Below are 24,529 nucleotides of genomic sequence, written 5' to 3'. Positions count from 1 at the left end.
TAGGCTTATCTCCAAGCCTTTATATAGATAAGCCTTAGTTGCACTTATGCAGTAAGAAAGTATTTATACTTTCTTAACTGCCAAGTAACAAGAACAAATAATAAATATTGAATGCGGTAAAAGCAAGAGCCATCAAAAACAGAATAGTTCCTGATATATATTGTGTTTTAGCTTTATAAGTCATGCTACTCCTTATCCAGGTCATTCTTCGGATAAAATTTTTCTTCCTGTTTTTCTTTCAGAGCTTTACCAACTTCTGAACTATCAATACCGTGCCTGACCGCTACAGTAATGACAAGATAAGCTATGTAAAGTGTTAGTGCATAAAGTATTATTGACATAATTATTCCCATAATTATTCCTCCTTGTAAATTTTATCATAACACAAAGATTTCACAATTCAGGATTTTTAAAAAAGGAGAACTAAGCCACCTTCTTTTCTGATCTTAACTGCTAATAAAGACTGCCGGATTTCTTATTTTTAAATAATGATTTGGTATTTGTTTCCTGGACCATTTCAATTTCAATTCCCTTATTAAATTTCCGGGCACTTGCAATTGTAACCATATAAGCAACACCTAATGAAATAACAAGCATCAGTGTACCACCAGCTATCCCTGCTATTAATGGACTTGAGGCCTTCCAGGATAATAATGTCACAACAACACTAGCAATCGCACCAATAAATCCGTCTGTATCCTGAATTATATCCTGTAAAAATCCAATTGCATCTACTGGGACAATCAATAAAACGTATGGGATTAACGCCAGGAACAGATAGATATACGAGGCAATAAACAAAATAAATGCTGTACCAAATCTAAGTCTGTTCTGTGGATTGGCTGGATTGTATTTTGCTCCAATTGTTCCAAGCCATAATCCAATTGCACTAATTCCGACAGTTATGACAGCTTTCATGGCAATTCCAATGGCGAATTGTAAAATGGTCCACCCTAGAAAAGCTCCAACTGCAACTTCAAGTACTGTTAGCAGTGCGAAAGGTATCAGCCAACTAATCCAAAGTTTTCCAAATGCAATATTTTCCCCTGACAATGGAAGCACACGCAAAACCCACAGTGATGAAGCCTCCCGTGCAATAGATGAGGCAGCGAGTTGGCCATTAAAAATTGCAAAAGTAAAGAGGAAGGCAGCCTGAGCAATTGGCCATGAAATTTCGTTTGGCCCTCGTAAATCACTTAAACTTGCACCACCCGTCATAAATCCGGCAATTCCAAATATGAAAAAGAATATAAGCGGTAAAAATACTAGCCATTCACGCATATCACGTTTAATTGCGAACCATTCTTTTTTTCCAACTGCGATTACCGGATGATGCAATTTGGGTCCTGATTTTTTAATTGCTGACTTCTTCTTCTTTTTACCTCCACCTTCACTTAATCGAATCCAACCAGTTCGGAAACCTTTTTCGACTAATGATGAAGTTAATAGAACACTTAATAGAGCAAGCAACAGTATCAGTGCAAATGGTAATAAGAAATCCATTGAACCACTTGCAACATTTATGACAGCAGCACTGGCCCAGCTGACCGGTACCCAATCTGGGAATAATGGTAATCCAGATAATAGCACCTCAACTAGCGGCCGTTCATTTGCCAAATTCGGAATCATAAACATTAAATAGACAAATATCCCCGACAACACACTCATTGCCGTCATGAATTCATTAGCCTTGCTTGCTGGAACAACCTGGATCAGAACCAAATTAAATAAGTAGGCAAGTGAGAGCCCAATAATGTTTAATGAAATCATTACTAGAATCATAACTGGATAATACAGCAGGTTCGCCTCAATTAAGATACCGTAAATAACCATTGGCACAACAAAAAAGACGAAAACCAATAGTGGTATCCCAATAAAACTTTGCAGATATTTCACCCAAAAAATATGTCGTGTTGGGATGGGTAATGTAAAAAGAAATCCCAAATCCGTAGCTGAGTACAGATGTTTAAATACTTGTGGCAAGCCGAGCAAGATTATAATTCCAATAATCATTAAGAATCCATATGATAAAATTCCATTTAATACTGGCTCCGAGATGGAATCTCCTACCGCCCAAACCCCTTTGGATAAAAAATATAATAGCACTGTGAGTATGCCAAGAGTGAAAAAGTAACTTATGTAATTTTTCTTAGGCTGTGTGCGGAACATGTTGACGAGAATTTTCCGTTGATTATTTAAAAGAACTTTAATCATTTTGGATCACCTTGATCGGTAATTTCACTGATCAATGCTTGATGATCCTCGCCGCCGGTTAATTCAAGAAAGATATCCTCAAGGCTTTGATCTAAATTACCGCCACTGCTTCTTAGTTCATCCATCGTGCCGAGTGCAATAATTTTGCCATCCAAAATAATTCCCACACGATCACACATTTGCTCAGCAATTTCAAGGATATGAGTTGACACAAAAGCCGTCATACCATTGTCACAGAGTTCGCGAAGCAGGTTTTTCAGGCTGCGTGCACTCTTAGGATCCAGGCCCACTGTCGGTTCATCAAGAAACAGTACTTCTGGCTCATGAACTAGTGCCCCGCAAATGGCAATCTTTTGTTTCATCCCATGTGAGTAACTTTCGATTAGATCATTCGCTTGCTCCGTTAAACTGAAAATTTGCAGCAGCTCTTTTGCTTTTGATTGAAATTTTTCCTGTGGAACCTGGAAGACAGACGCAATAAACTCAAGATAATCCCAGCCGGTCAATTTCGGATACAAGTTCGGCTGGTCCGGTACATAGGCAATTTTCTTCTTTGCCTCAATTGGATTTTTCCAAATATCAACGTCATTTATATGGGCGGAACCACTTGTTGGCTCCAAAAGTCCAGTAAGCATCTTTATTGTTGTCGTTTTTCCGGCACCGTTTGGACCTAGAAATCCAAACAACTCGCCTTTTTTTACGTCCACATTCAAATTATGTACAGCATCCTGACCTCTGTATGATTTAGCCAGATTAGTTAGTTTGATTGATGCATCTTCCATTATTCTCCTCCTCGTTAATTCCTTGATAAAACAAACAAAATCGCAAGTATAAAAATAACAACGGAAATAACCATTGCAGCCACGAATCCAATTAAGTTGAATTTCCATGTGTAGCCATTAAAATCAGATGTGTTATTCGAATTATCAACTTTGGATGTATGTATGAGCATTGTTATATTGATAGCAAGCAATAAAAAAATGATAAGAAAAACAAAGAACCCTATGCTTATGGGGTACTGACTATTAATGTCGTGCATGAAATAGGCCTGAATCATGATCATGCAGCCCACAACAAGGTTGATTACATGTGCAGTTTTATTCTGCTTTTTCCACTCACTGCCCATAATCTCTTTTTCATACCTATTAACCTGCTCAATAATCGGCACCCAAGACTTCGTTAAATCCTTTTTAAAGATATTAGAAACAGACTGAACGATTAAGAAAGCCCCGAGCGTAAACAGTATGTAGGACATATTCAACCCAGTGTAATTTATAATAGCTACATAAACTGTCATACTGATCAATAACGTTATATTTAAAAAGAAAAATTGCTTCTTCCTCATATCTTTTATAGCCTCAGCCGTCATGAAATCCCTCCCTATGTAGATTATAACATTAGAAAACCTGACATAATGTGCGGATTCTTATTTTGGCTGCAGGAAGTCCGATATGGTGGACTTTATCGATTAGCTGTCGATGTTTATCTATTTGGTGGCAATATTTTAATCATTCTTGGTCGAAGTTTATCTATTTGATGTCGATGTTTATCTATTTTGACTTAAAAGGTTAATATGTACCTTCTACCACTCGTATTTCCAATCTGTTTAAATTGTTCTTTCACCAGTAGTCTATGAGCGATTTGAATACCATCAACTTGCAAAAAATCTCGTGCCTGTCGATTATTTATTGTGTTACCTATCAGCAAACTGTAGTGCCGTAACGCTTCAAAGTGAGCATTCTTGGACGTAGCTCCACAATGATGGCAAATCCATATAGCTTTTTTGCGATTCATTGGACGGGAACCACAGACAGGACAAAAAACGCCACGCAGAATATCCGCATTCACAACCTGATATTTTTTTAAGATATCTACCTTATTTGTTGTGTGTGCGGTAATTAGGAATGAGGAAAGAAAATGAAGTTGCTGCTCGCTCAAACTTACATTCTTGTGTGTGGAAGCATAACCGTCTATTTTTGTCAGCAGGCTTTCTTTATGAATGACTGTTTCAGAAATTGCTGTATTGTTAGTGATATTTTTGATGATTGTCGTGGGGTTGCTGTATGCGATTAGTTTCTCAATTGGAGTAACTGGGAAATCATGTTCTCTCACCCAGCGTAAAAGCCTGAAATGTTGAAGGTTTATTTGCTCAATGTGATTACCGAGGTTCTCCTCTTCACCTTTTTTTGTGATCCGAATAGCTTGCCCAAATTCGTCATACACGACTGTTCCGGCTATATTTTTAACCTCTACAATTAGGATAAATTGGGGTGAAAGGATCAATGTATCAATTTGGAAAAATCCATTTTCATCATGGATACGTAGATTGTGAAGAATTATATATGGATATTCTGGAAGAAAACCTAACGTAAACTCAAGTGACTTTTCGCCATTATAACCAGCACGAAGATTTTTTGCATGTTTGTTTACTTCCTTACTCTTAAAGTGGCGTTCTGCCAAACGCCAGCTGAGTGCTTCGGTTTGTAGCATTAATGCGGGGGACTTCGAGGGGCTTACCAATCAATGGAGCACTTCCTTTATTATTTAGTTTTTATATTTATTCGCAATTTTGCCGGGGATTCCTGCCTGATTTGGGTTTATAGATGTGACGAAATTGTGAACTTTATCGATTTGTTGTCGATGTTTATCTATTTCACATCTTACTTTATCGGTTGCATGTCGATGTTTATCGATACGATGTCGAACTTTATCGATTCCGCAAAAGTGCCATAAGAATAGCCGCCATTACTGGGCAGCAGTCCCATCACTAGTACTGAAATTGAGCTTCAACTGTCGCACCAATAACTATCTGCCCCGGCTCGATTGGTGTGGAAGCTTCCATTGTGGCATAAGCTTTATAGGTGATTGGTGCTTCGCTTATTTTTTCAGTAATTTTAATTGGATAAGGCGCTATACCAATTTGCATTGTGTTAGCTAGTGTTTGTGCTTTTGCGTATGCATCCTTTAACGCGGAACTAAGCGCTTGCTTGTAATATACATCCTTATTTTCAACTGTAAACTGTATATTTGATACTCTGTTAATACCATTTTGCACAGCAACATCAATGACATTTCCAGCCTGGTCAATGTCTTTGATTTTTACTGTTATTGCATTTGTCACTTCATACCCTCTGAAGACTTGAGTGCCATCAACATAATCATATTTCGGATTAATAGTGTAAGCAGTTGTCTGGATATTTTCCCTCGCTATCCCTAGCTGTAATAATGCCTGAATAACTTGATTCATGATGTTGGCATTCTCCTGTTGAACCTGACTTAACGACATACCCTCAGTAACTACATCCAATTGAACCTCAACGATATTAGGCTCGACAGACAAATTTGATACCCCAGTAACAGTCATCACTCGATAATACATATACATTCCGCCCTTCAGAAGTAATCTCTTTAAATAATATGCTGATTATTCGATTTCCATGTACCAAAGGATAGAAAAATAAAGCTTTAGTTGCACTTATGCAGCAAAAAAGCTTTCTTATCTCCATAAAAAATAACACCTTAATCGGCCTGATTTAAGGTGTTATTTGACTTGAAAATTCTACATGTCATGATGAGGATTATGCTTTTGCCGTGAATGATTTTTTTGTTTTACTTTATGCGATCCTTCTAACGGTTCTCCATATGGCTGCTTTGGACTCTTGGGCAAATTTGGCTGCTCCTGCTGTTTTGGACCTTTTGGTTTTCCACCCATTTTCAATTCCTCCTTTACATGTACAAGCATAGTTTTTGAAGAGGAATTGCAATTTATACAATTTAGTCTTTTTACAACAGGCTAATTTACATTTTAGGAAGCAAGATCCTTCCCATGCCTCCGTTCGTGGAATTTTAATACCTTCACATATGGCAAGAAGAAACTGATGACCACGCCTGAGATAAGTGCATTAATCAGTGTTCCAATTCCAATCGCACCATTAAAAAAGAATGCTAATATAACAAGACCACCGCTTATAAATGCCCGTGAATACGTAACTTTCCATCCGGTCAGATTTGAGACAATCAACATAGAACGGTCCATTGGGTTCGGAGCAATATCAGATTGCAGGTAGAACGCCACACCCAGCCCAATTAAAATAATACCAAGTCCTAAAGCAATTGACTGTCCAAACCATGTACCTGGAACAATAAAGTCTCCCAGTATAAATAACCAAGTGTCAATGCCAATACCAGTGACAAGTGATGTCAATATGGCAAAATACTCTGGTCTTTTTTTCTCAGCAACTGCATTACAAAGAACCATTGATAATCCGACTACAATTTCCCAGCTTCCAATTGTTAATCCAAATGTCCTGTGCAGTCCGACAAGAAGTGCATCAAACGGTGATGCTCCTAGTGCTGATTGGATTGTAAGTGCTATTCCAAGTGTTAATATAAAAATACCAATAAGATAAAAATGAATTCCAGCACGGATTAGCCGCATGATAATCACTCCTTTTAAAATTTTGGAAGCACATCCTCGAGTGAAACTTCCACTACCTCGGAATGAAAGTGTAACATATTCTCTCGCCTTTTTTTACTAGTTCAGTTAGCTTGCTATACATGTTCTCTCTTCCTGCGCAGACCCATTCGACCAAACTGATTCAATCAGATGGAGCGCAATATGTTCAGGAAATATATTGAGGTGTCGACTCTTCTAGTTACACCGCTTCTAATTTATTTCAGGACGAAAAGCTGAAACATTAGAAAACTTAGCTTATCGCCAACCCTTGTAAGAATGCATTTATACTACTTAACTGCCAAAAAAGGAAGCCTACTTTAAATAGGCTTCCTTTACTAAATGCACAAATTCATTTTTGGTTCGTTTATTCTTTAACCCACTCATTAACAAGATCCTGGTTTTCTTCTACCCATTTTCTTGCACCTTCAATTGGTTCTTCTGCTTCATTTACATAAGTCATTAGCTGACCAACTGAATCATCATCCATTTGCCAGTTTTTCATCCATTTGCTTACTTCTGGATAGTCTTCAGCAAATCCTTGGCGTGTAGCATGGTGGATTTTTTCTACGCCTCCGAATGACTTTTTCGGATCTTCAAGAAATTTCAAATCATGTTTTGCAAATACTCTGTGCGGCTTCCAAAGTGGAACGACAATTGGCTCCTCTTCTTTAATTGCCTCGTTCATAGCCGATAACATTGCTGGTTCTGAACTTGGAAGCAGTTCATATTCCAGTTCATATTGTTTGATCATCTCTTCAGTAACTTCCATTGTACCTGCGCCTGGATCAAATCCAGTAATTTCACCATCGAATTTCTTTTTATGCTCATTTAAATCGGCAATACTATTAACATCTTCCATATAAGAAGGTACTACCAAACCAACTTTTGCATCATCATACCAAGTTGCCTCAGAAAAGAAGACTTGATCCTTATATTCCTTCAGATAGTTCTTATCCTGTACAGGCAGCCATACTTCAAGGTTGATATCCAATTCGTCTTCCGATAATGCTTTCATAATTGTTCCCATATCAAGCAAATTTAAGTTAACCTTGTACCCTTTTTCTTCTAAAATAACTTTCCACATATTTGATACTGCGATATTCTCAGCCCAGTTTATTTGCGCCATTTCAATTGGTCTGTCTTTTGGAGATTTATTCCCTGAAGAATTTTCGGATTTATTTGAATCCTCACCACAAGCTGCTAATGCAGCAAGTAGTATTAAACTTAGAATTAGTACTGTAATTTTTTTGAACTTCATAGTTGACCCTCTCTTATAATGTATTTTCTATTTAACTCATGGATTTTTAGGTAAATAATCAAAAATTTCTTCGGAACGGATGCTGGCAACTAATCGTTCCAGCCACCGATAGTAAACCTTAGATTTTTCAAGCAATTCGTAGTTGGATCTTGCTTCCTCATGTAATTCAGGTGAAACCTGATCATCTTCAATAATTTCATCCAACTCGAATTCAGCCTGCTTGATCGCGTCCATGTTCATCTTTACTTCGCGATCCCACATCTGACAATAAAACGCCATAAAAGAATGAAAAAAATCTTTTTCTGCCACATACGTATGCTTTCTGGTACCTCGCTGAAACTTCTTTTTAACCATTTCATTTTCCTGCAGTTTTCGGACACTTGTACTCATGCTTGGCTTACTCATACCAAGTTCCTCACGCATTTCGTCCAGATTCATTTGATCTTTGAAATACATCGTTGCATACAAATTACCGGCAGATGGTGTAACACCATACAGATCCATTGTTTCCGCAATTGCGCCAATCACTTGATCCTTTGCATGTTCTATTTTTTCCCTGGCGATTTCATCTTTGGAGTTCGTCATTGCTTCACCTCACTTTAAATTTATTAAATACGTTAAATAATTATTTTACAAACTTAATGTTAACGTTTTAAAAATATATGTCAAATGAAAATGATAAAAGAATTTACGACTTAGTCTGTACCGGTAGTTCTGAATAAAATCTATGGTTTTTTCTTTTTGACAAAAAAATATGGTCGTGTTACATTTATTTTGTTCGAAACGTTAAATTTTTTCTTAACAAACTTAACGAAGTATAAAAGGAGGGACTACGTTGACCATTAAACAACAATTTATTGATGGAAAATGGGTACATTCCAACTCAAATAAAGTTAGAAATATTATTAATCCATTTAATCAAGAAGTTATTGCACAAGTAACAGAAAGTGATGAAAGTGATGCAAAATCTGCTATTACTGCTGCAAGAAAAGCTTTTGATCAAGGTGTTTGGTCATCAACACCTGCAACTGAACGCGGACAAATCGTATACAAGATTGCCGATTTCATTGCACGAGACAGAGAGGAATTAGCAGAACTGGAGTCACTTGACACTGGTAAAACAATGGAAGAAAGCCGTGGAGATATGGATGATATCGCTGGCGTATTCCGCTATTATGCCGAGGCTGCTGATAAAGATGGTGGAGAAATTATTGACTCCCCTATTCCAAATTCAGTGAGTAAAGTAGTTCGAGAGCCTGTTGGTGTATGCGGACAAATTACACCGTGGAATTATCCACTATTACAGGCATCATGGAAACTCGCTCCAGCATTGGCAGCAGGCAATACACTGATCATGAAGCCTAGTGAAATTACACCACTTACTTCCATTAAAGTATTTGAATTAATAGAAGAAGCTGGCGTCCCAAGCGGAGTAGCAAACCTTGTACTTGGGGCTGGAAACACTGTAGGCGCAGAGCTATCTGTCAACACAGACGTTGATTTGATTTCTTTTACAGGTGGAATTGAAACCGGGAAAAAAATCATGCAGGCGGCAAGTGTTAACGTGAAAAAAATTGCGCTAGAGCTTGGCGGTAAAAACCCTAACGTTGTTTTTGCTGACGCTGATTTTGAAACAGCTGTCGACCAGGCTATGAATGCCGTATTTTTCCATGCAGGTCAAATTTGCTCAGCAGGCACACGATTGATTATCGAAGAAAGCATTCACGATGAATTTGTTAGTGCTTTAGTTGATCGCGTGAAGAACATTACACTAGGCAATGGTTTTGACGAAGCAACACAAATGGGACCACTCATTTCAGAAGAACATTTAAATAAAGTAATTAATTATGTAGAAAAAGGCAAAAAAGAAGGCGCAACTATTGCTATTGGCGGCGAACGCCCTGAAGATCCTAAGCTGCAGGATGGTTTCTTCTATCTTCCAACTGTTATAACTGACTGTACAACAGATATGAGTGTCGTACAGGATGAAGGATTCGGTCCTGTCATTACGGTGGAAAAATTCACGACAGAAGAAGAGGCTATTAACCTAGCAAACGATTCTATTTACGGGCTTGCTGGCGGTGTTTGGACGAAAGACATTGCTAAAGCTGAACGCGCTGTTGCTAAAATGCGCATGGGAACTGTTTGGATTAACGAATTTAATTTATACTTCCCACATGCACCATGGGGCGGGTTTAAACAGTCCGGAATTGGCCGTGAGCTAGGTAAACCAGGCCTTGATGAATACCAGGAAACAAAGCACATTTTCCACAACTTAAAACCTGAGTCTATGAACTGGTTCTAAGATTATACTACTAGGAGGAACACAATTATGAGTTTAAATATGAAAGTAGAACACATGCACAATTTCCACACATTCGAGATCCCAACAACTATTAAGCATGGTATTGGATCAATCAAGCACATTGGCGAAGAAGTTAAAAATCTTGGAGCATCAAAAGTGCTTCTTGTAACAGACCCAGGAATCTACAACGCTGGCGTTACCGCTCCAGTTGAAAAACATTTGAAAGAAGCTGGAGTTGAAGTAGTTGTTTTCAACAAGGTAGAACCAAACCCACCAGTACGTTTGATTGGTGAAGGAGCAAAGATTTTCAAAGAAGAAAATTGTGATGGTCTAGTAGCTGTTGGTGGCGGAAGCTCAATGGATACTGCTAAAGGAATTGGTGTTGAAGCTACTCACGAAGGCAGCGTATTGGATTACGAAGCTGCAGAGGGTAAAAAACCATTGGAAAACCGCATCCCACCATTAACAACTGTTCCAACAACAGCTGGAACTGGCTCCGAAGTAACACAATGGGCGGTTATTACTGACGAAGAACGTGAATTCAAATTTAACACAGGCGGACCATTAATCGCAGCATATCTAACTATTCTTGATCCGGAATTGCACGTATCCATGCCTCCGCATGTAACTGCAATGACTGGTATCGATGCTCTTGCACACGCAATCGAATGCTATACAATGCATTTCGCACAGCCTGTAACAGACGCAGTAGCACTAATGGCCATCGAGTATGTTGGAAAATACATCCGCCGCGCATATGCGGACGGTGGAGATATCGAAGCCCGCTATGGCATGTCACAAGCAGCAATGCTGGCAGGTCTTTCATATGGAAGTGAATCAGCTGGTGCAGCACACGCGATGTCCCAAACGCTTGGTGGAATCATCCCAGTAGCACACGGACAATGTGTCGCAACTATGATGGGACCAGTTATGGAATACAACTGGAAAGGTCATCCAGACAAATTCGCACGCATCGCACAAGCACTAGGCGTAGACACATTCCACATGACAACAGAAGAAGCTGCAAAAGCATCTGTTAAAGAAATGTACCGCTTAGCAGAGGACCTGGATATTCCTAACTTGGAAGAGCAAGGCGTATCACCAGACATGACAGAACGTCTATCTAAAGAAGCAATGAAAGATCCACAAACAGTCGGCAACCCACGCGATCTAACAGAAAAAGACTATCAATGGATCTACAAACGCTGCTTCGGACAAGTAGCGAAAACAGTGTAATATTGATATTGATGAGGAAGCAACTTGGCGTAATGCTAAGTTGCTTTTTTTGAGTTGCGCTGTTAGCTGTTAAGCAGTTTAGCGAGCGAAAAATTTGAAATACGGCATTTTGATTGTGAACTTGAGCGCGGAAATTGTGAACTTGAGCCGAATGTGTGACGATTTGAGCCGATTCACTGCAAACTTAAGCCGAATTTGTGGCGATTTGAGCCGATCACGATCATTCTAACAATTTTTCAACGTTGATCTTGTATCGCATACCACTCCCTTTACCAACTTTTTCAAAGTCCTCCTTTTGCAATAGTTTTCTCGTAATACTGCCTGATTCAATCTGCAAAAACTCCCTGGCTTCTCGATTATTAATATACTCTCTTATCAATAAAGCATAATCAGCCAATTCCTGAAGATACGCATTCCTTGATACAGCGTCACAACTTATACACCGCCATTTCCCGGCTTTACATTTCATTGGTACCGTGCCGCATTCTGGACAAAACACACCTTTCACTAATTCCTCAGACGAAATATTATTTCTTTTCATCCCCTCGTACTCCTCAGGTTCGTGTTCCTCTAATAGACGAAATGACAACTCCATTAGTTGATCTTCATCAAAGCAGCTGGTCCGATGTGTATCAGATAATTTCTCAATTTTCTGAAGTACTTTTTCTTTATGCATGACAATTTCGGAAATAATCTGGTCGTTGATGATATTTTTGAGGAAGGTATCATCCTGACTGTATACTACAATTTTTTCAATGGGAATTGGTGGAAAGTCATGTTTGCGAAGCCATTCAAGAAATCTTCTATGCTGTAGATTAACCTGATCAAGAGGATTTGTAAAAACCTCTATCTCATCATTTTTATAACGGATCGCCTGACCCATGCCGTCAAAATGCATATTATCATATATATTTTTGACTTCAATAATGAGAAAAAACTTAAGAGAAAGAAGAAGAATATCTATTTGGAAATGGCCTTGCTTGTCGGGGATTCTGATATAATGAAAGATTAAAAATTCTTGTTCAGGGAGAAAGCTTAGTAGAAAGTCTAATGACTGTTCTCCTCTATATCCGGTTCGGAGGTTTTTTGCTTTTGCTCTAATTTTTTCCTTACTGGGGTGTAATAGCGGTGTTCTTTTAGCAAGAGCTTCTGCTTGTAGAATATGTTTGGGGACCTTAAAGGGTTTTACAAACAATTAGTCACTACCTTTCTTTATTAATTTCTATTACATGACTTAATATTCTACCTTTATTTTAAAAATCCTGTTTAAAATTTTAATAAATTGTGAACTTTTGAGCCGAATGTATGTGAACTTGAGCCAAATTTGTGTCCATTTGAGCCGAATTACAGTGAACTTAAGCCGAAACTGTGTCCATTTGAGCCAATCAGCGATGTCACTCCCAATAATCCGAGTCCGTCATCCGCAATTCTTCCACTATATCCTCAAGGTCACTTGGTGTGATTACAAAAATCCGGTATTCTTCTACGCTCTGACTAGCTTCTTCATGAAAAAACCGATTGCTGCCTGGATATTCATCATCTAACAGGATAAGGCATGCATCGCTTTTGTCCACCAGCCATTTGTTCTTCGCTTTGAATTGATATGCACCTTTATAGTCTCCTTTATAGAGAGGCTGATAGAAGTCGGCGGTCATTGTTAGCTCTTGATAAACTTGCTGGATCGCCTCAGGCCAGCGAGTTTCTTGATTCTCAAAGGGGGGGATGATTGCGAGTTTAATATCATACCGTTCTTTCAAATCGAGTACGACTTCACCAGCCCATAATTCCACTCCCATCTGACCAGAAATAATAACCCACTCCAGCCCTTCTTCAATAAAACCAATTAACCGCTTTTCGATTGCTGCTTTAACATAGGAAACACGCTGATCATCCGGCTTAAATATATTCAGCTCCATCGGTTTATATCCTGTAACTGCTAGTACCTTCATTGGTGTCTGTCACTCCCGGCTCATTAAACTTACCTATTTATAATAACATTTTCATGAGAAATTTTTCACAGCTTATAAAAGCGACATGTATTTTCATAAATCTTGCTATAAACATACGCAGCCGAAACCTTCTTCAGCTCAGCAATCTTTTCCAAACTCTTATGGATCATTCCAGGATGTGTCATGCTCCCTTTAAAAATTCCTTCAAATGGCCATGGACCATCTGTTTCCACCATCATACGGGATAACGGATAGGCTCTAACTAAATCCTGAATTTCCTTTTCATATAATACATCAGGTGTCACCGATATAGAGTAACTATTTTTCGCCATACGCTCTATCGTCTGCGAATCCCCCTTAAACCAATGAAAATGCGCATCAGGTACAGAATACTTTTCAAGCAGGTCGCACGCAATCGGTGCATCTTCATATATAGCGTGGAGAATTATCGGTTTACCTAGCGCTGCAGCCTTTTGGACAAACGTTTCCAGTAGTTCAACATAGCCGTCCAATGATACTCCTTTGTTATCCTGCCGCAAGTAATAGGGCAACCCAACCTCTCCAATAGCTATCATTTCATGCTGATTTTGCTCAATAAACGTTAGTAGCTCAGCAGCCTCATAATCAGTAGGCAGTGCTTGTTCGGGATGAAAACCGAATGCCGGCTTAATACGACTGTCTTCATGAGCCAGTCGCAGGGTTTCCTTGGACGACTTCAAATGGTTCGACACGCAAATTAGTGCCTTCACCTGAGCGAAATCCAATTCACTCAAAATTTCCAGCCGCTCCTTCTGACGATACATATCTAAGTGAATATGCGAATCAATTATTCTATCAGACATCTTCACTCAACTCCCGATAGATTGCTTTTTTCCAATCTAAAAATTCCTCTGTCAACAGAATACTTTCTTGGCGTGGTCTCTCAAATGGAATCGTAAACTCTCTTTTGACAGTTGCTGGTTTTTGAGACAGGACGATAACCCGGTCGGAAAGAAACATTGCTTCATCAATATTATGTGTGACAAATAGGATTGACCGCTTATTTTCCTGCCAGATGGACATGAGCCATTTCTGCATTTCCAAGCGGGTAAATTCATCCAGTGCGGAAAAGGGCTCATCCAGACAGATAAGTGGCTGTGGACTCAACAAACTTCGTACGAACGCAACACGTTGTTTCATTCCGCCTGACAATTCATGTGGATACGCATTTTCATATCCTTGCAAACCAGCACGTTCAATTAATTCCAGCGCCCTTTTTTCATCATGCTTACCGACGATTTCGCCACCAAGCAAGACATTTTTCAGTACCGTACGCCAAGGCATTAGTGATGGAGACTGCGGGGTATAGCTAATTGACCCCTTCAGACCATTTATCTGTTTATCCTCCAGAAAAATTTGTCCTGAATCAGGCAAACGAATCCCGCCAATCAGGTGAAATAATGTACTTTTTCCGCTTCCTGATGGTCCTAAAATGGAAACAAATTCTCCGTCATTAACAGTGAAATTAACTCCCTGTAAAATGTTATGATTTCCGTATGATTTTGTTATATCTTTCACAGCTAGGTTGCCCATATCAATTTCCTTCTCCTTTTGGCTTCCATCTGATCAAGCTTTTTTCGACCAAAATAATGATTGCAAAAAATAATAAACTAAGAACCATCACAAGAAAAATAGATACGAAAACACGATCAGTCCGGAATGAAGACGATGCTAATGTCATATAAACGCCGATCCCTTTGTTCGCACCGAGCCACTCCGATATAACGGCTCCCATGACACTATATGTTGCAGAAATTTTCAGTCCGGCAAATACGTATGGCAATGCATTTGGCCATTCCAGTTTCCAAAAAATCTGCTTCTTATTTGCACCGGCCATTTGCATATAATGCTTCAGGTCGTGGTCCGTTTGCCTGAATCCATCCAAGGCTGACACTGCAATTGGAAAAAAACAGACCAGCGTAATCACAATAATCTTAGGCAGCATGCCAAAACCAAACCATATAACGAGCAATGGTGCCAGAACAATAATTGGTATATTTTGCGAAATAATAATTAATGGATACAACGCTTCTCGAAGCTGTGGTACAAGATGCAGACTAATCGCAATCAGAATACCTACACTGCTGCCAATTAAAAATCCAATGATCGTTAATTGAACGGTTGAGAAGATATGATGCTGATAGGATGCCCAACCTTCAACACCTGTTTGGAAAATTTGCGAAGGCGCTGGCAGTAGCCATCCAGGTATCTCGAATAACTTACTGGAGGCCTCCCAAATAATGAATAAAAGGAGGATAACCGCAGCAGGTTTCCATCCTTTTTTCATGAACTTTTTCATCAACGATACTTCTCCGTCAATTTATCCATAGATGCACCACTCGGATTATAGAGGACTTTCACTTGAGATATAATGCTAGAACTTCCAAGCTCAACCATTCTTTCGTTCATTTTTTCAATAACGGTGAATAACTCAGCTAGCTCCCCTTCCATTGTAGTTTCCAGAGGATGAACCTCATATTTCACTCCAGCTTTTTCGATCACCTCTATTGCAGCGTCCACATATGGAATGACATCTTCTCCATTTTTTGTCTTTGGGATAATTTGAATACTTACTAATGAATTGTTCATATTCCCACTCCTATTCTGGCAAAAATTCGTTGTTAAATGCATCTTCAGCTTTCAATTCTTCTTCAAGAAGTCCGTTATCATACATCCAACTGGAATAATTCTCCCAAACTTCTTGCTTCTGAACTCCCCACTGTGCTGCGTCATCCTGATATTTCGGTGATAACCATTCCTGACTTTTCTTAACAAGTTCCGGGTCAAGATCTGGAACAGCCCCGCTGAGGATTTCTGCTGCTTCACTTGGATTATCTATTGCAAAGTTATATCCTTTTGAAACCGCCGCTAAAAATTTTTCAGCCCTTTCTGGATTGTCAGCGATCATTTTTTCGTTCGTTGTAAGGACAGGCGTATAGTAATCTAGCTTTTTGGAGTAATCGGTTAAATAAATCATATTTAATTCCTCTCCGCGCATTTCTGCTTCGACTCCAGTCCAGCCATAGTAAATCCACGCAAAATCAATATCCCGCTTCACCGCTGTGAAGAAATCTGTATTGCCCATATTGACAATATTTAACTTTTCAACATCGGCATTTTCCTGCTTCATAAGTGATGAAAGAACCGCTTTTTCAACCGGGGCACCCCACCCGCCATAGGTTTTTCCTTCAAAATCTTTTGGTGATGTAATTTGTTTGTCTTTTGGTGAAGCGAACCCGGATGTATTATGCTGGATAACCGCTGCAATCGATACGATTGGAATATCCTGAATACGTGCTTCTGTAACAGCTTCCTGCGCACTGACACCGAAGTCAGCTTTACCTGATGCTACAAGCTGGTCAGACCCCGCCTCACCTGGCATCATAATTTCTACTTCTAACCCCTCATCAGCAAAATATCCTTTTTCCTGGGCAACATATAGCCCTGTGTGATTCGTATTGGGGGTCCAATCGAGCACTACTTTAGCTTGTTCTGTCTCCTGACTTTTATCGTCAGTTTCTCCTGCATCGTTATTACATGCTGTTAGTAAAACGGCTATTAATACTACGAACAACCATTTTTTCATTTTCCATCTCCCTTTCTCTTTTTTGTTCACTTCTGGAAGTATGATTGGCATTGGAAACGAAAGGAATTTTCCTTAAAAGCACAAAAAAATAACGCCAGGTTAGTCCCTGAGCGCATTCGAACAATATTACTATTGTTTTACTTTGTTCCCTACGCTGGTCTCAACCAAATCAGGTTCCAAGGGTCAGCATCTATCGGATGCAATCTCAACCAGCATACACTGGTCCCCCTACAACTTATTATTCAATTAATCTATCAAATTCACTATGCCACAGCTTCATGTATTTTTCAAGTTTTATTATTCTTTGACTTCTTTGACTGTGATGAAATATTAATATTAATTTTCTTTTTCTGTTTAGGCATTAGCTTATCCTCTTTCTTCAAAAGGTCACGTATCTCTTTGAGCAATTCAGCTTTTTCATCAGGCTTCGATTCTTTTTCTGACTCCTTTTCACCTTTAAACTTTGCTAGGATGCGAATTAAAATGAAGATGGACACCGCAATAACAATAAAGTCAAATACCGACTGGATGAACTCGCCATACAATACATCTGCTTTTCTGACCGTATACTTTAAATTTGTGAAGTCAACACCACTTACTAAGATCCCTGCTAGTGGCATCATAATATTTTCAACAAGTGACGTTACTATTTTTCCAAAGGCTGTTCCGATAATAACAGCAACAGCCAAGTCCAGGACGTTTCCTTTTAATGCGAATGTTTTAAAATCTGACCACAAAAGTACTCACCCTTTTTGTTAGGCTTGTTCTAATTTTTATGTATGATAACGGATGTTTAGCACTTTTATCAGTTTGTTTCAAAAAAAGTGAAACAAATACTAGTCTAAAACCGTACTTAAGTTAACACGCTATTGAAGGGGGTGAATACAGATGCTGTTAGAGTTATTATACGAATTGCTTGGTGAAATGTCTCCGATGTACTTTTATTTGGGAATAGTCTTCTCGATAATTTGTAGCAGTCGTTTCATGTATAAAGGTTTTCACAATTCACTGATGAACAATTACGTTTACACTAGGAAGCGCCATGCGCTGCACTTTAAATTACTGCCTAAACAGGAACAACTTGGTGCAATAATAGAAGTTCGTAATTGGATTACACATACAACCAAACGTATTGATGCACCAGATGATGATACAGACAACCAATCCTTCTCGATTACAAACATCAACAAAAAACGAGGAGGACAACAATGCAAAGGAATACTGTATTCACTTTCTTTAGAAAATATAGCTTCGTCGCAATAATATTAGTCGTTTTTTTAACGGGATGTACAACAAATGGTGCCAGCTCCTTTGGCTGGTTTAATCATTATTTTGTTGATCCATTTTCACTATTTATAAAATATACGGCTTCCCTTTTAGGTGACAATTTCGGCCTATCGATTATTTTAATTACGATACTGATACGCCTTGCGATCATGCCGTTTATGCTAAAACAGTTGAAGAGCAGCAAAGAAATGCAGGAAAAGATGAAAATGATCAAGCCTGAAATGGATGTAATTAAAGAAAAATATAAGGACAATAAAGAAACAGATGCAAAAATGCAGATGCAAAAGGAAATGACGGAGCTTTATCAGAAGCATCAGCTTAATCCAATTTCGTCAATGGGATGCTTGCCGATGATCATCCAATTTCCTATCCTAATTGGGTTCTATTATGCCATCAGACAGACACCCGAAATTGCCACTCATTCCTTTATGTGGTTTAACCTTGGTCACTCTGATATGATGATGACATTTCTTGCTGTAATCGTCTATTTTATCCAATTTCGTGTCACGCAAATTGGGATGGATCCAAAACAGAAAAAACAGATAGCTTTCTTAGGTTTATTACCCCCACTTATGATTGGATTTGTATCATTTAGTGCACCTGCTGCCCTACCGTTATATTGGGCAGTCGGCGGATTATTTTTAATTATTCAGACGATTATCACTAAAAAAAGAGCACCCGCTAACTAATTAAGCGTCCTGGTCATTTATTGGCCAGGACTTTTATTCATACCAAATTTTTTAATAATTCCCAAGATTACATATTGAGTAAATTCTATTAATATGGTATGTTACCTATAATAAAGGAATTACTTTTATTTTTTGAAAGAAAAAGGAATTCCTTCACTGTAACAGATGACAAACTACACGGAGAATTTACATGGAAAGTCTGTACAAGAAAATTAAGGAACATCAAGCGAGCTTTTCAAAAAGCTTTAAAAAAATAGCATCGTACATTTATAGTGATCCATCTATTTTCGCAATGAATTCAGCTCAGGAAGCAGGCAGAAAAATCGGTGTTAGCGAAACTACTATTATACGTTTTGCACGCACGCTTGGATATGATGGATATAAATCTTTACAGCAGACATACCAGCAGCGCATTTTTGAAAAGAGCAGTCTGTCTGATTTTCGAAACAGAAAGGTATCCAACCATTCAGAAAATAATACTGTTAAAAATCTAATGTTCAATGATATACGTACAATTCAGACAGTAATCGAGCAAATTTCGGAAACGGACTTAGACCAAACCGTTACGAAGCTGTTATCTGCTGAAAATATCTACATCGCAGGTGTGCGCTCATCTTACGCTTTAGCAAGCTGGTTTGCCTATGCCCTAAATCTTGTGGTCGGCAATGTACGGCATCATACTCCTGATGATGATATTTTGGTACAGCTAAGTGAATTACATGAAAATAGTGTGTTTGTTGCTTTTTCATTTCATAGGTATGGGATTAACACGATAAGACTGGCTGAATTGGCCAAAAAACAAGGGGCGACAATTATTGCTTTTACAGATAATCCTTATTCGCCCATCACCGAGTATTCAGATATAACATTGGCGATTCAATTGGAGGAACTATCGACACTTGATTTGGTACCTGCCGTGTTTTCCCTGATGAACAGTATTATTGGAACAATAACTTTAAGAGCACCGGAGATGTTTCAGCAGCGTGCAGCACGATTTGATGGAATAGAAGCAAGTAAATTTTTTGCAAAATAGTTTAGAGGAGCATATCCATGAAACCAACTATTGAAAAGATAACCCCACAGCTTAAAACAATCTTCTCCCATTTACATGAACATCCAGAAATAAGCTGGAATGAGCATGACACTACATCATACATCAGACAGCTTTTTAAAAACTATGACTGTAAAATAACGACACTGGATGATTCACCAGGTCTTGTTATCGAAATTGGCCAAGGATCACCAGTAGTTGCTATGCGAGCTGATATTGATGCCTTATCGCAAGAGGTGAACGGTGAATTTCAGGCAAATCATTCGTGCGGACACGATGCACATATGACAATTGCCATCGGCTCACTGTTAACGCTTCTTGAGGATGGCTACCCTGATATAGGAACATTCCGGTTTATTTTTCAGCCTGCAGAAGAAAAAGGGACAGGCGCATTATCCTTAGTTGATAAAGGGATTGTTGATGATGTTGATTATTTATATGGAATGCATTTACGACCAATAGAAGAATTAGGACATAATCAGTTTGCACCAGCTATCCGCCACGGAGCAGCTTGTTTTATTGATGGAGTCATTCAAGGTGAAGATGCACATGGTGCCAGACCACATTTAAATACAAATGCTATTCATGTTGGTGCCGAGCTTATCCAGCATCTGAAAAATATCGACATAAATCCGATGATTCCCCATTCCGTTAAGATGACAGCTTTTCAGGCTGGTGGTGATAGTAAAAACATTATTCCCGGCAATGCAACATTTTCAGTGGATCTACGTGCGCAAACCAATGCGGTTATGGATGAACTGATGATAAACGTTAAACGAATTACAGCAATGCTTGCCGATTACCATAACATTTCCATTGAGTTGAAAATAGGCGCAAATATTGCTGCATCAGTCATTAATCAGGAAGCTACTTCGATTATGGAAGATGCTATAAAAGATAGCGTTGGTGTCGATAAACTGCAACCGATGATTACAACAACTGGCGGCGATGATTTTCATTTTTATACAATTAAAAAACCACACTTAAAAGCAACGATGCTTGCAATAGGATGTGATTTACAACCAGGTCTCCACCATCCAAACATGACATTTAATCATGCAATAATTCCCGAAGCTGTTGAGATTTTAACCAATGCCTTAGTCAAAACTGCTGAAAGGAGCCATCAGGATGAACAGTAAGGTAGAAATCCACCGGCTGTCAAGTATGAAAGAACTACATAAGATGCAGGAAGTGGAAGAAGCAGTATGGCAAATGTCTCCGAACCCGGTGCATCAAACTTATACAGCATTAAATCATGGTGGTGTTATTCTAGGTGCATTTGATGGACAAGAAATGGTTGGCTTTTTATACAGCTTTGCAGGATTTGATGGCAGTCAAGCCTATTTATGTTCCCACATGCTTGGGATATTGCCTGGTTATCGTAAGGATGGTCTTGGTGAACGAATGAAATTAAAGCAGGCTGAAGTTGCACAGGAATTGGGCTACTCCATGATTACATGGACGTTTGATCCACTTGAAAGTTTGAATGCATATCTAAATTTGCATAAACTTGGAGCAACTGGAGCCTTTTACAAAAAAGATCACTATGGTTCCATGAATGATGAACTGAATGAAGGGTTACCTACAGACCGAATTCAAATCGAATGGGACATATATATGGCTACACCCGCCCCAAAAATTACATTTGATGAAAATAAACTGATGATTGATGTAACCGAGAATGGGGTACCGAAAGCTAACTTGGATATTTTTAACCCAATAAATGATGGCTGGTTTGTTGCCGTACCTGATAATTTCCAATCTATTAAGAAAAAGGATATTAATCTTGCAAAGGAATGGCGGCAAAAAACGAGAGAAGCATTCCAGTTATTATTTAATAACGGTTTTATAGCAAATAATTTTATACGCAATCATTCCAAAAAGCACAGTTACTATTACTTTACCAAAAAATAGCTATTAACAAACACTGGAGGCCACTAACATGACAATCCCTATCAAACAATTTAAACTTCGACGACTCAGAATGATGTTAAATAATCCTTTTACGACAAGTTTTGGAACAATACAGGAAAAAGAATTCTTTGTTACTGAAGCTATTGATGAAGAAGGAAATCGTGGTTTTGGTGAATCTGTTGCTTTTACAAGCCCGTGGTATAACGAAGAAACAGTTCAAACAACCCAGCATATGATTAAGGATTTTTTAATAAAACTAATACAAGAAAACAAAATCAGTCATCCAGATGATCTGTTGGAAGTTTTTAAACCGATCAGAGGGAATAACATGGCGAAGTCAGCACTAGAAGGTGCAATCTGGGACCTTTATGCCAAACGCCTAAATATACCTCTATATGAAGCGCTTGGTGGAACCAAGAAAGAAATTGACGTCGGAATCAGCATTGGTATCCAGCCAAGTGTAGAGAAACTGTTACAAACGATTAATTACTATGTGAAAGAAGGATATAAACGCATCAAAATCAAAATTAAGCCAGGTTGGGATTATGAAGTTCTTCGTGAAGTTAAGTCACATTTTCCAACTGTACCAATCATGGCGGATGCTAATTCAGCATATACACTGAAAGATATAGATCACCTGCAAAAGTTAGACGAACTGGATTTACTAATGATTGAACAGCCATTAGCACATGATGACATTGTTGACCATTCGAAGCTACAGGCAGCTATGCACACGCCAATTTGCTTGGATGAAAGTATTCATTCACTTGAAGACACACAAAAAGCAATTCAGCTACAAAGCTGTAAAATCATTAACATTAAAATTGGCAGAGTCGGTGGGCTTTCGGAAGCGAAACGTATACATGATGTATGCAAACAGAACGGCATTGATGTCTGGTGTGGCGGGATGCTGGAGGCTGGAATTGGCCGAGCGCATAATATCGCACTAACTACCCTGCCACAATTTGTTTTACCAGGGGATACAGCCGCTTCCGCTCTTTATTGGAAAAAAGACATTATAAAGCCCGAAGTTGTGGTAGAAAATGGTGTCATTTCAGTCCCAGACCGGCCTGGTATCGGCTATGAAATTGATGAGCAAGCATTAAAAAATTTCACAGTCGAAGAAGAAGTATTCCATTTGTGATTTCCTGTTTGATAAATATAAATTTGGAGGGGTTTTTAGATGAAGAATTTGTTTGAGGGAGCATTTGGAAGGTATTTGCTACCAGCAATCATTATTCAATCTGTATTGATCGGGGGTGGGTTTGCAACAGGAAGAGAGATTGTTCAATATGGCGCTAAATTTGGAGCGCTAGGATGGCTTGGCGGTATCGGTATCTTATTTGGTTTTATAGTTATGGCTGTCCTGATGTTCGAATTTGCACGTAAATACAAGGCATTCGAATATCGCAAATTATTAAAAGAACTTATCGGACCATTCTGGTTTTTATTTGATATTGTATACTTGTTGCTTGCAATCTTAATCATTGCCATCATGGCTTCAGCAACCGGAGAAATTCTGAACAACACGCTTGGACTAAATTACTGGGTTGGTGTCATCCTGATAACAGTTATTGTGGGTGTGTTGAACTTTTATGGAAAAGGACTTATTGAACGCTTTAAAACATTCGGTACATTAGCATTAATGATTGGCTACCTGGTTTTTGCTGCTCTTGTTATTGGAACTACATGGGATGACGCCATGGCAGTATTGTCTTCTGGAGATACGAGTTATATGCCTGGAGAAGTATCAATATTTGCTGTGTTGTGGACCGGCATATTGTATGTTGGCTATAACTTGGCTGTATTTCCGGCAGCGTTATTTACCATTGAACGCCAGAAATCACGAAAGGAATCTGTAATTTCTGGTATTATAGCCGGCGTGCTTATGACCTTCCCGTGGTTCTTAACATACTTCAGTCTTATGGGATTCTATCCTTCAGAAGAGGTATTCGGAGCTTCCGTACCATGGCTTGTCATGCTGCAGGATTTCCCTACGATTGTTATTGTGATATTCGGTATTGTTGTCGGCTGGACATTAGTTGAAACATCTTCTGGAATGATTCATGCGTTTGTTGACCGTATGGAGGCACAAATGGAAGAACACGCTAACAAGTCGCTTACTTCCTCACAAAGAGGCTTAATCGCAGTTGGTACACTAATCTTAGCTATGATTCTATCACAGGTAGGAATCATCGACTTAATTTCAACAGGCTATACAGCAATGGCATATGCGATGATTGCAGTATTTGCCATCCCGCTGTTAACAATAGGTGTATACAAGATATTCTTTAAAAAAGATGAAGAAGTTGCTGTTGATGAAGCAAACAGCAGTAATGGATAGAAATTGAGGAGAACCCCGCATGGTTTTTGGACCGTGTGGGGTTTTTTTGACTAGGTCGGAGGGGGGGAGGATATCATCTTAAAAGGCGTGGATATCAACTGGAGTGTGGTTTTATCAACTCGTTAAGACAGTTATCAACCGGAATGTGTCTTTATCAACTTGTTAGCATGGATATCAACCGAAATATGGTTTTATCAACTC

27 protein-coding genes and 1 riboswitch are annotated in these 24,529 nt (G+C 38.8%); of the genes, 9 read left to right on the top strand and 18 right to left on the bottom strand.

The annotated features are described in order from the left end of the window. Positions 1 to 185: 185 nt before the first annotated feature. From BLS02_RS18980 to cudC, 10 genes are all read right to left on the bottom strand, one after another. Positions 186 to 353, bottom strand: coding sequence for a hypothetical protein (locus BLS02_RS18980; RefSeq protein WP_175559488.1), 168 nt, complete (start codon positions 351 to 353; stop codon positions 186 to 188). Positions 354 to 453: 100 nt separating this feature from the next. Next, positions 454 to 2,214, bottom strand: coding sequence for a putative ABC transporter permease subunit (locus tag BLS02_RS12065; RefSeq protein ID WP_092493292.1), 1,761 nt, complete (start codon positions 2,212 to 2,214; stop codon positions 454 to 456). Next, complete coding sequence (locus tag BLS02_RS12060) at positions 2,211 to 2,996, bottom strand: ABC transporter ATP-binding protein (RefSeq protein ID WP_092493291.1); 786 nt, start codon at positions 2,994 to 2,996, stop codon at positions 2,211 to 2,213. The genes BLS02_RS12065 and BLS02_RS12060 overlap by 4 nt, the downstream gene beginning before the upstream one ends. Before the next feature lie 14 nt (positions 2,997 to 3,010). Further along, positions 3,011 to 3,583, bottom strand: a complete 573-nt coding sequence (locus BLS02_RS12055) for a hypothetical protein (protein WP_092493290.1) — start codon at positions 3,581 to 3,583, stop codon at positions 3,011 to 3,013. A 191-nt stretch (positions 3,584 to 3,774) separates the two neighbouring features. After that, positions 3,775 to 4,704: an NERD domain-containing protein gene (locus BLS02_RS12050; protein ID WP_139180791.1), complete on the bottom strand. Its 930-nt coding sequence runs from the start codon at positions 4,702 to 4,704 to the stop codon at positions 3,775 to 3,777. 277 nt (positions 4,705 to 4,981) lie between these two features. Further along, on the bottom strand, positions 4,982 to 5,593 hold the full coding sequence (locus BLS02_RS12045; RefSeq protein WP_254788766.1) for an SIMPL domain-containing protein: 612 nt from the start codon (positions 5,591 to 5,593) through the stop codon (positions 4,982 to 4,984). Positions 5,594 to 5,773: 180 nt separating this feature from the next. Continuing rightward, on the bottom strand, positions 5,774 to 5,926 hold the full coding sequence (locus BLS02_RS12040) for a small acid-soluble spore protein P (protein WP_092493287.1): 153 nt from the start codon (positions 5,924 to 5,926) through the stop codon (positions 5,774 to 5,776). A 93-nt stretch (positions 5,927 to 6,019) separates the two neighbouring features. Next, complete coding sequence (locus BLS02_RS12035; RefSeq protein ID WP_092493286.1) at positions 6,020 to 6,652, bottom strand: YczE/YyaS/YitT family protein; 633 nt, start codon at positions 6,650 to 6,652, stop codon at positions 6,020 to 6,022. Between the two features lie 382 nt (positions 6,653 to 7,034). After that, complete coding sequence (locus BLS02_RS12030; RefSeq protein ID WP_092493285.1) at positions 7,035 to 7,928, bottom strand: glycine betaine ABC transporter substrate-binding protein; 894 nt, start codon at positions 7,926 to 7,928, stop codon at positions 7,035 to 7,037. Positions 7,929 to 7,964: 36 nt separating this feature from the next. Further along, positions 7,965 to 8,513: a choline uptake/conversion transcriptional regulator CudC gene (cudC, locus tag BLS02_RS12025; RefSeq protein WP_092493284.1), complete on the bottom strand. Its 549-nt coding sequence runs from the start codon at positions 8,511 to 8,513 to the stop codon at positions 7,965 to 7,967. Positions 8,514 to 8,763: 250 nt separating this feature from the next. On the opposite strand from cudC, the gene betB reads away from it, so the two are divergent. Then, entirely contained in the window at positions 8,764 to 10,233 is a 1,470-nt protein-coding gene (betB, locus tag BLS02_RS12020; RefSeq protein ID WP_092493283.1) for a betaine-aldehyde dehydrogenase, read from the top strand. A gap of 27 nt (positions 10,234 to 10,260) precedes the next feature. Then, entirely contained in the window at positions 10,261 to 11,469 is a 1,209-nt protein-coding gene (locus BLS02_RS12015) for an iron-containing alcohol dehydrogenase (RefSeq protein ID WP_092493282.1), read from the top strand. Positions 11,470 to 11,689: 220 nt separating this feature from the next. On the opposite strand, the gene BLS02_RS12010 is transcribed toward BLS02_RS12015, so the two are convergent. The 8 genes from BLS02_RS12010 to mscL form a co-directional block, all read right to left on the bottom strand. Beyond that, positions 11,690 to 12,664, bottom strand: a complete 975-nt coding sequence (locus tag BLS02_RS12010; RefSeq protein ID WP_092493281.1) for an NERD domain-containing protein — start codon at positions 12,662 to 12,664, stop codon at positions 11,690 to 11,692. A 199-nt stretch (positions 12,665 to 12,863) separates the two neighbouring features. Next, a complete protein-coding gene (locus BLS02_RS12005; RefSeq protein WP_092493280.1) occupies positions 12,864 to 13,418 on the bottom strand; it encodes an SLOG family protein in 555 nt (184 codons plus the stop codon). A gap of 65 nt (positions 13,419 to 13,483) precedes the next feature. Continuing rightward, complete coding sequence (locus tag BLS02_RS12000; RefSeq protein WP_092493279.1) at positions 13,484 to 14,260, bottom strand: TatD family hydrolase; 777 nt, start codon at positions 14,258 to 14,260, stop codon at positions 13,484 to 13,486. Further along, positions 14,253 to 14,990 (bottom strand): ABC transporter ATP-binding protein, encoded by a 738-nt coding sequence (locus BLS02_RS11995; protein WP_092493278.1) that lies wholly within the window; start codon positions 14,988 to 14,990, stop codon positions 14,253 to 14,255. Before BLS02_RS11995 ends, BLS02_RS12000 begins: the two co-directional genes overlap by 8 nt. Before the next feature lies 1 nt (position 14,991). After that, a complete protein-coding gene (locus tag BLS02_RS11990; RefSeq protein WP_092493277.1) occupies positions 14,992 to 15,756 on the bottom strand; it encodes an ABC transporter permease in 765 nt (254 codons plus the stop codon). Further along, positions 15,756 to 16,046, bottom strand: a complete 291-nt coding sequence (locus tag BLS02_RS11985; protein ID WP_092493276.1) for a thiamine-binding protein — start codon at positions 16,044 to 16,046, stop codon at positions 15,756 to 15,758. Before BLS02_RS11985 ends, BLS02_RS11990 begins: the two co-directional genes overlap by 1 nt. A gap of 10 nt (positions 16,047 to 16,056) precedes the next feature. Further along, positions 16,057 to 17,043, bottom strand: a complete 987-nt coding sequence (locus BLS02_RS11980) for an ABC transporter substrate-binding protein (RefSeq protein ID WP_092493275.1) — start codon at positions 17,041 to 17,043, stop codon at positions 16,057 to 16,059. Between the two features lie 129 nt (positions 17,044 to 17,172). Then, positions 17,173 to 17,283, bottom strand: a riboswitch (TPP riboswitch). Positions 17,284 to 17,330: 47 nt separating this feature from the next. Then, the gene (mscL, locus tag BLS02_RS11975) at positions 17,331 to 17,780 is read right to left on the bottom strand and encodes a large-conductance mechanosensitive channel protein MscL (RefSeq protein ID WP_092493274.1); all 450 of its coding nucleotides are present in this window, start codon (positions 17,778 to 17,780) and stop codon (positions 17,331 to 17,333) included. 151 nt (positions 17,781 to 17,931) lie between these two features. Here mscL and BLS02_RS11970 point away from each other — a divergent pair, with 151 nt between their 5' ends. The 7 genes from BLS02_RS11970 (at position 17,932) to BLS02_RS11940 (ending at position 24,328) form a co-directional block, all read left to right on the top strand. Further along, positions 17,932 to 18,306 (top strand): hypothetical protein, encoded by a 375-nt coding sequence (locus BLS02_RS11970; RefSeq protein ID WP_092493273.1) that lies wholly within the window; start codon positions 17,932 to 17,934, stop codon positions 18,304 to 18,306. Next, positions 18,252 to 19,019: a membrane protein insertase YidC gene (gene yidC, locus BLS02_RS11965; RefSeq protein ID WP_092493272.1), complete on the top strand. Its 768-nt coding sequence runs from the start codon at positions 18,252 to 18,254 to the stop codon at positions 19,017 to 19,019. Before BLS02_RS11970 ends, yidC begins: the two co-directional genes overlap by 55 nt. Before the next feature lie 190 nt (positions 19,020 to 19,209). Next, on the top strand, positions 19,210 to 20,052 hold the full coding sequence (locus BLS02_RS11960; protein ID WP_092493271.1) for a MurR/RpiR family transcriptional regulator: 843 nt from the start codon (positions 19,210 to 19,212) through the stop codon (positions 20,050 to 20,052). A gap of 17 nt (positions 20,053 to 20,069) precedes the next feature. Then, positions 20,070 to 21,209 (top strand): M20 peptidase aminoacylase family protein, encoded by a 1,140-nt coding sequence (locus tag BLS02_RS11955; RefSeq protein WP_092493270.1) that lies wholly within the window; start codon positions 20,070 to 20,072, stop codon positions 21,207 to 21,209. After that, entirely contained in the window at positions 21,199 to 21,984 is a 786-nt protein-coding gene (locus BLS02_RS11950; RefSeq protein ID WP_092493269.1) for a GNAT family N-acetyltransferase, read from the top strand. The genes BLS02_RS11955 and BLS02_RS11950 overlap by 11 nt, the downstream gene beginning before the upstream one ends. 28 nt (positions 21,985 to 22,012) lie before the next feature. After that, the gene (gene menC, locus BLS02_RS11945; RefSeq protein ID WP_092493268.1) at positions 22,013 to 23,128 is read left to right on the top strand and encodes an o-succinylbenzoate synthase; all 1,116 of its coding nucleotides are present in this window, start codon (positions 22,013 to 22,015) and stop codon (positions 23,126 to 23,128) included. Between the two features lie 39 nt (positions 23,129 to 23,167). Continuing rightward, the gene (locus BLS02_RS11940) at positions 23,168 to 24,328 is read left to right on the top strand and encodes a YkvI family membrane protein (RefSeq protein WP_092493267.1); all 1,161 of its coding nucleotides are present in this window, start codon (positions 23,168 to 23,170) and stop codon (positions 24,326 to 24,328) included. Positions 24,329 to 24,529: the final 201 nt, after the last annotated feature.

Source organism: Virgibacillus salinus, from assembly GCF_900102415.1.
GTDB classification, from domain to species: domain Bacteria; phylum Bacillota; class Bacilli; order Bacillales; family Amphibacillaceae; genus Lentibacillus; species Lentibacillus subterraneus.
The sequence above is the reverse complement of the archived record's forward strand: the minus strand, read 5'-3'. Positions and strand labels throughout refer to the sequence as shown.

Excerpts from the sequence above, each read along its gene's own strand:
- menC (WP_092493268.1), top strand. The coding sequence starts at position 22,013 with ATGACAATCCCTATCAAACAATTTAAACTTCGACGACTCAGAATGATG.
- BLS02_RS12065 (WP_092493292.1), bottom strand. The coding sequence starts at position 2,214 with ATGATTAAAGTTCTTTTAAATAATCAACGGAAAATTCTCGTCAACATG.
- yidC (WP_092493272.1), top strand. The coding sequence starts at position 18,252 with ATGCAAAGGAATACTGTATTCACTTTCTTTAGAAAATATAGCTTCGTC.
- BLS02_RS12030 (WP_092493285.1), bottom strand. The coding sequence starts at position 7,928 with ATGAAGTTCAAAAAAATTACAGTACTAATTCTAAGTTTAATACTACTT.
- BLS02_RS12000 (WP_092493279.1), bottom strand. The coding sequence starts at position 14,260 with ATGTCTGATAGAATAATTGATTCGCATATTCACTTAGATATGTATCGT.
- BLS02_RS11955 (WP_092493270.1), top strand. The coding sequence starts at position 20,070 with ATGAAACCAACTATTGAAAAGATAACCCCACAGCTTAAAACAATCTTC.
- BLS02_RS12015 (WP_092493282.1), top strand. The coding sequence starts at position 10,261 with ATGAGTTTAAATATGAAAGTAGAACACATGCACAATTTCCACACATTC.
- BLS02_RS11980 (WP_092493275.1), bottom strand. The coding sequence starts at position 17,043 with ATGAAAAAATGGTTGTTCGTAGTATTAATAGCCGTTTTACTAACAGCA.
- BLS02_RS12040 (WP_092493287.1), bottom strand. The coding sequence starts at position 5,926 with ATGGGTGGAAAACCAAAAGGTCCAAAACAGCAGGAGCAGCCAAATTTG.
- BLS02_RS11985 (WP_092493276.1), bottom strand. The coding sequence starts at position 16,046 with ATGAACAATTCATTAGTAAGTATTCAAATTATCCCAAAGACAAAAAAT.
- BLS02_RS12060 (WP_092493291.1), bottom strand. The coding sequence starts at position 2,996 with ATGGAAGATGCATCAATCAAACTAACTAATCTGGCTAAATCATACAGA.
- BLS02_RS11950 (WP_092493269.1), top strand. The coding sequence starts at position 21,199 with ATGAACAGTAAGGTAGAAATCCACCGGCTGTCAAGTATGAAAGAACTA.
- BLS02_RS11940 (WP_092493267.1), top strand. The coding sequence starts at position 23,168 with ATGAAGAATTTGTTTGAGGGAGCATTTGGAAGGTATTTGCTACCAGCA.
- BLS02_RS11960 (WP_092493271.1), top strand. The coding sequence starts at position 19,210 with ATGGAAAGTCTGTACAAGAAAATTAAGGAACATCAAGCGAGCTTTTCA.
- BLS02_RS12050 (WP_139180791.1), bottom strand. The coding sequence starts at position 4,704 with ATGCTACAAACCGAAGCACTCAGCTGGCGTTTGGCAGAACGCCACTTT.
- BLS02_RS12055 (WP_092493290.1), bottom strand. The coding sequence starts at position 3,583 with ATGACGGCTGAGGCTATAAAAGATATGAGGAAGAAGCAATTTTTCTTT.
- BLS02_RS18980 (WP_175559488.1), bottom strand. The coding sequence starts at position 353 with ATGGGAATAATTATGTCAATAATACTTTATGCACTAACACTTTACATA.
- BLS02_RS11990 (WP_092493277.1), bottom strand. The coding sequence starts at position 15,756 with ATGAAAAAGTTCATGAAAAAAGGATGGAAACCTGCTGCGGTTATCCTC.
- BLS02_RS12045 (WP_254788766.1), bottom strand. The coding sequence starts at position 5,593 with ATGTATTATCGAGTGATGACTGTTACTGGGGTATCAAATTTGTCTGTC.
- BLS02_RS12035 (WP_092493286.1), bottom strand. The coding sequence starts at position 6,652 with ATGCGGCTAATCCGTGCTGGAATTCATTTTTATCTTATTGGTATTTTT.
- BLS02_RS12005 (WP_092493280.1), bottom strand. The coding sequence starts at position 13,418 with ATGAAGGTACTAGCAGTTACAGGATATAAACCGATGGAGCTGAATATA.
- cudC (WP_092493284.1), bottom strand. The coding sequence starts at position 8,513 with ATGACGAACTCCAAAGATGAAATCGCCAGGGAAAAAATAGAACATGCA.
- BLS02_RS11995 (WP_092493278.1), bottom strand. The coding sequence starts at position 14,990 with ATGGGCAACCTAGCTGTGAAAGATATAACAAAATCATACGGAAATCAT.
- BLS02_RS11970 (WP_092493273.1), top strand. The coding sequence starts at position 17,932 with ATGCTGTTAGAGTTATTATACGAATTGCTTGGTGAAATGTCTCCGATG.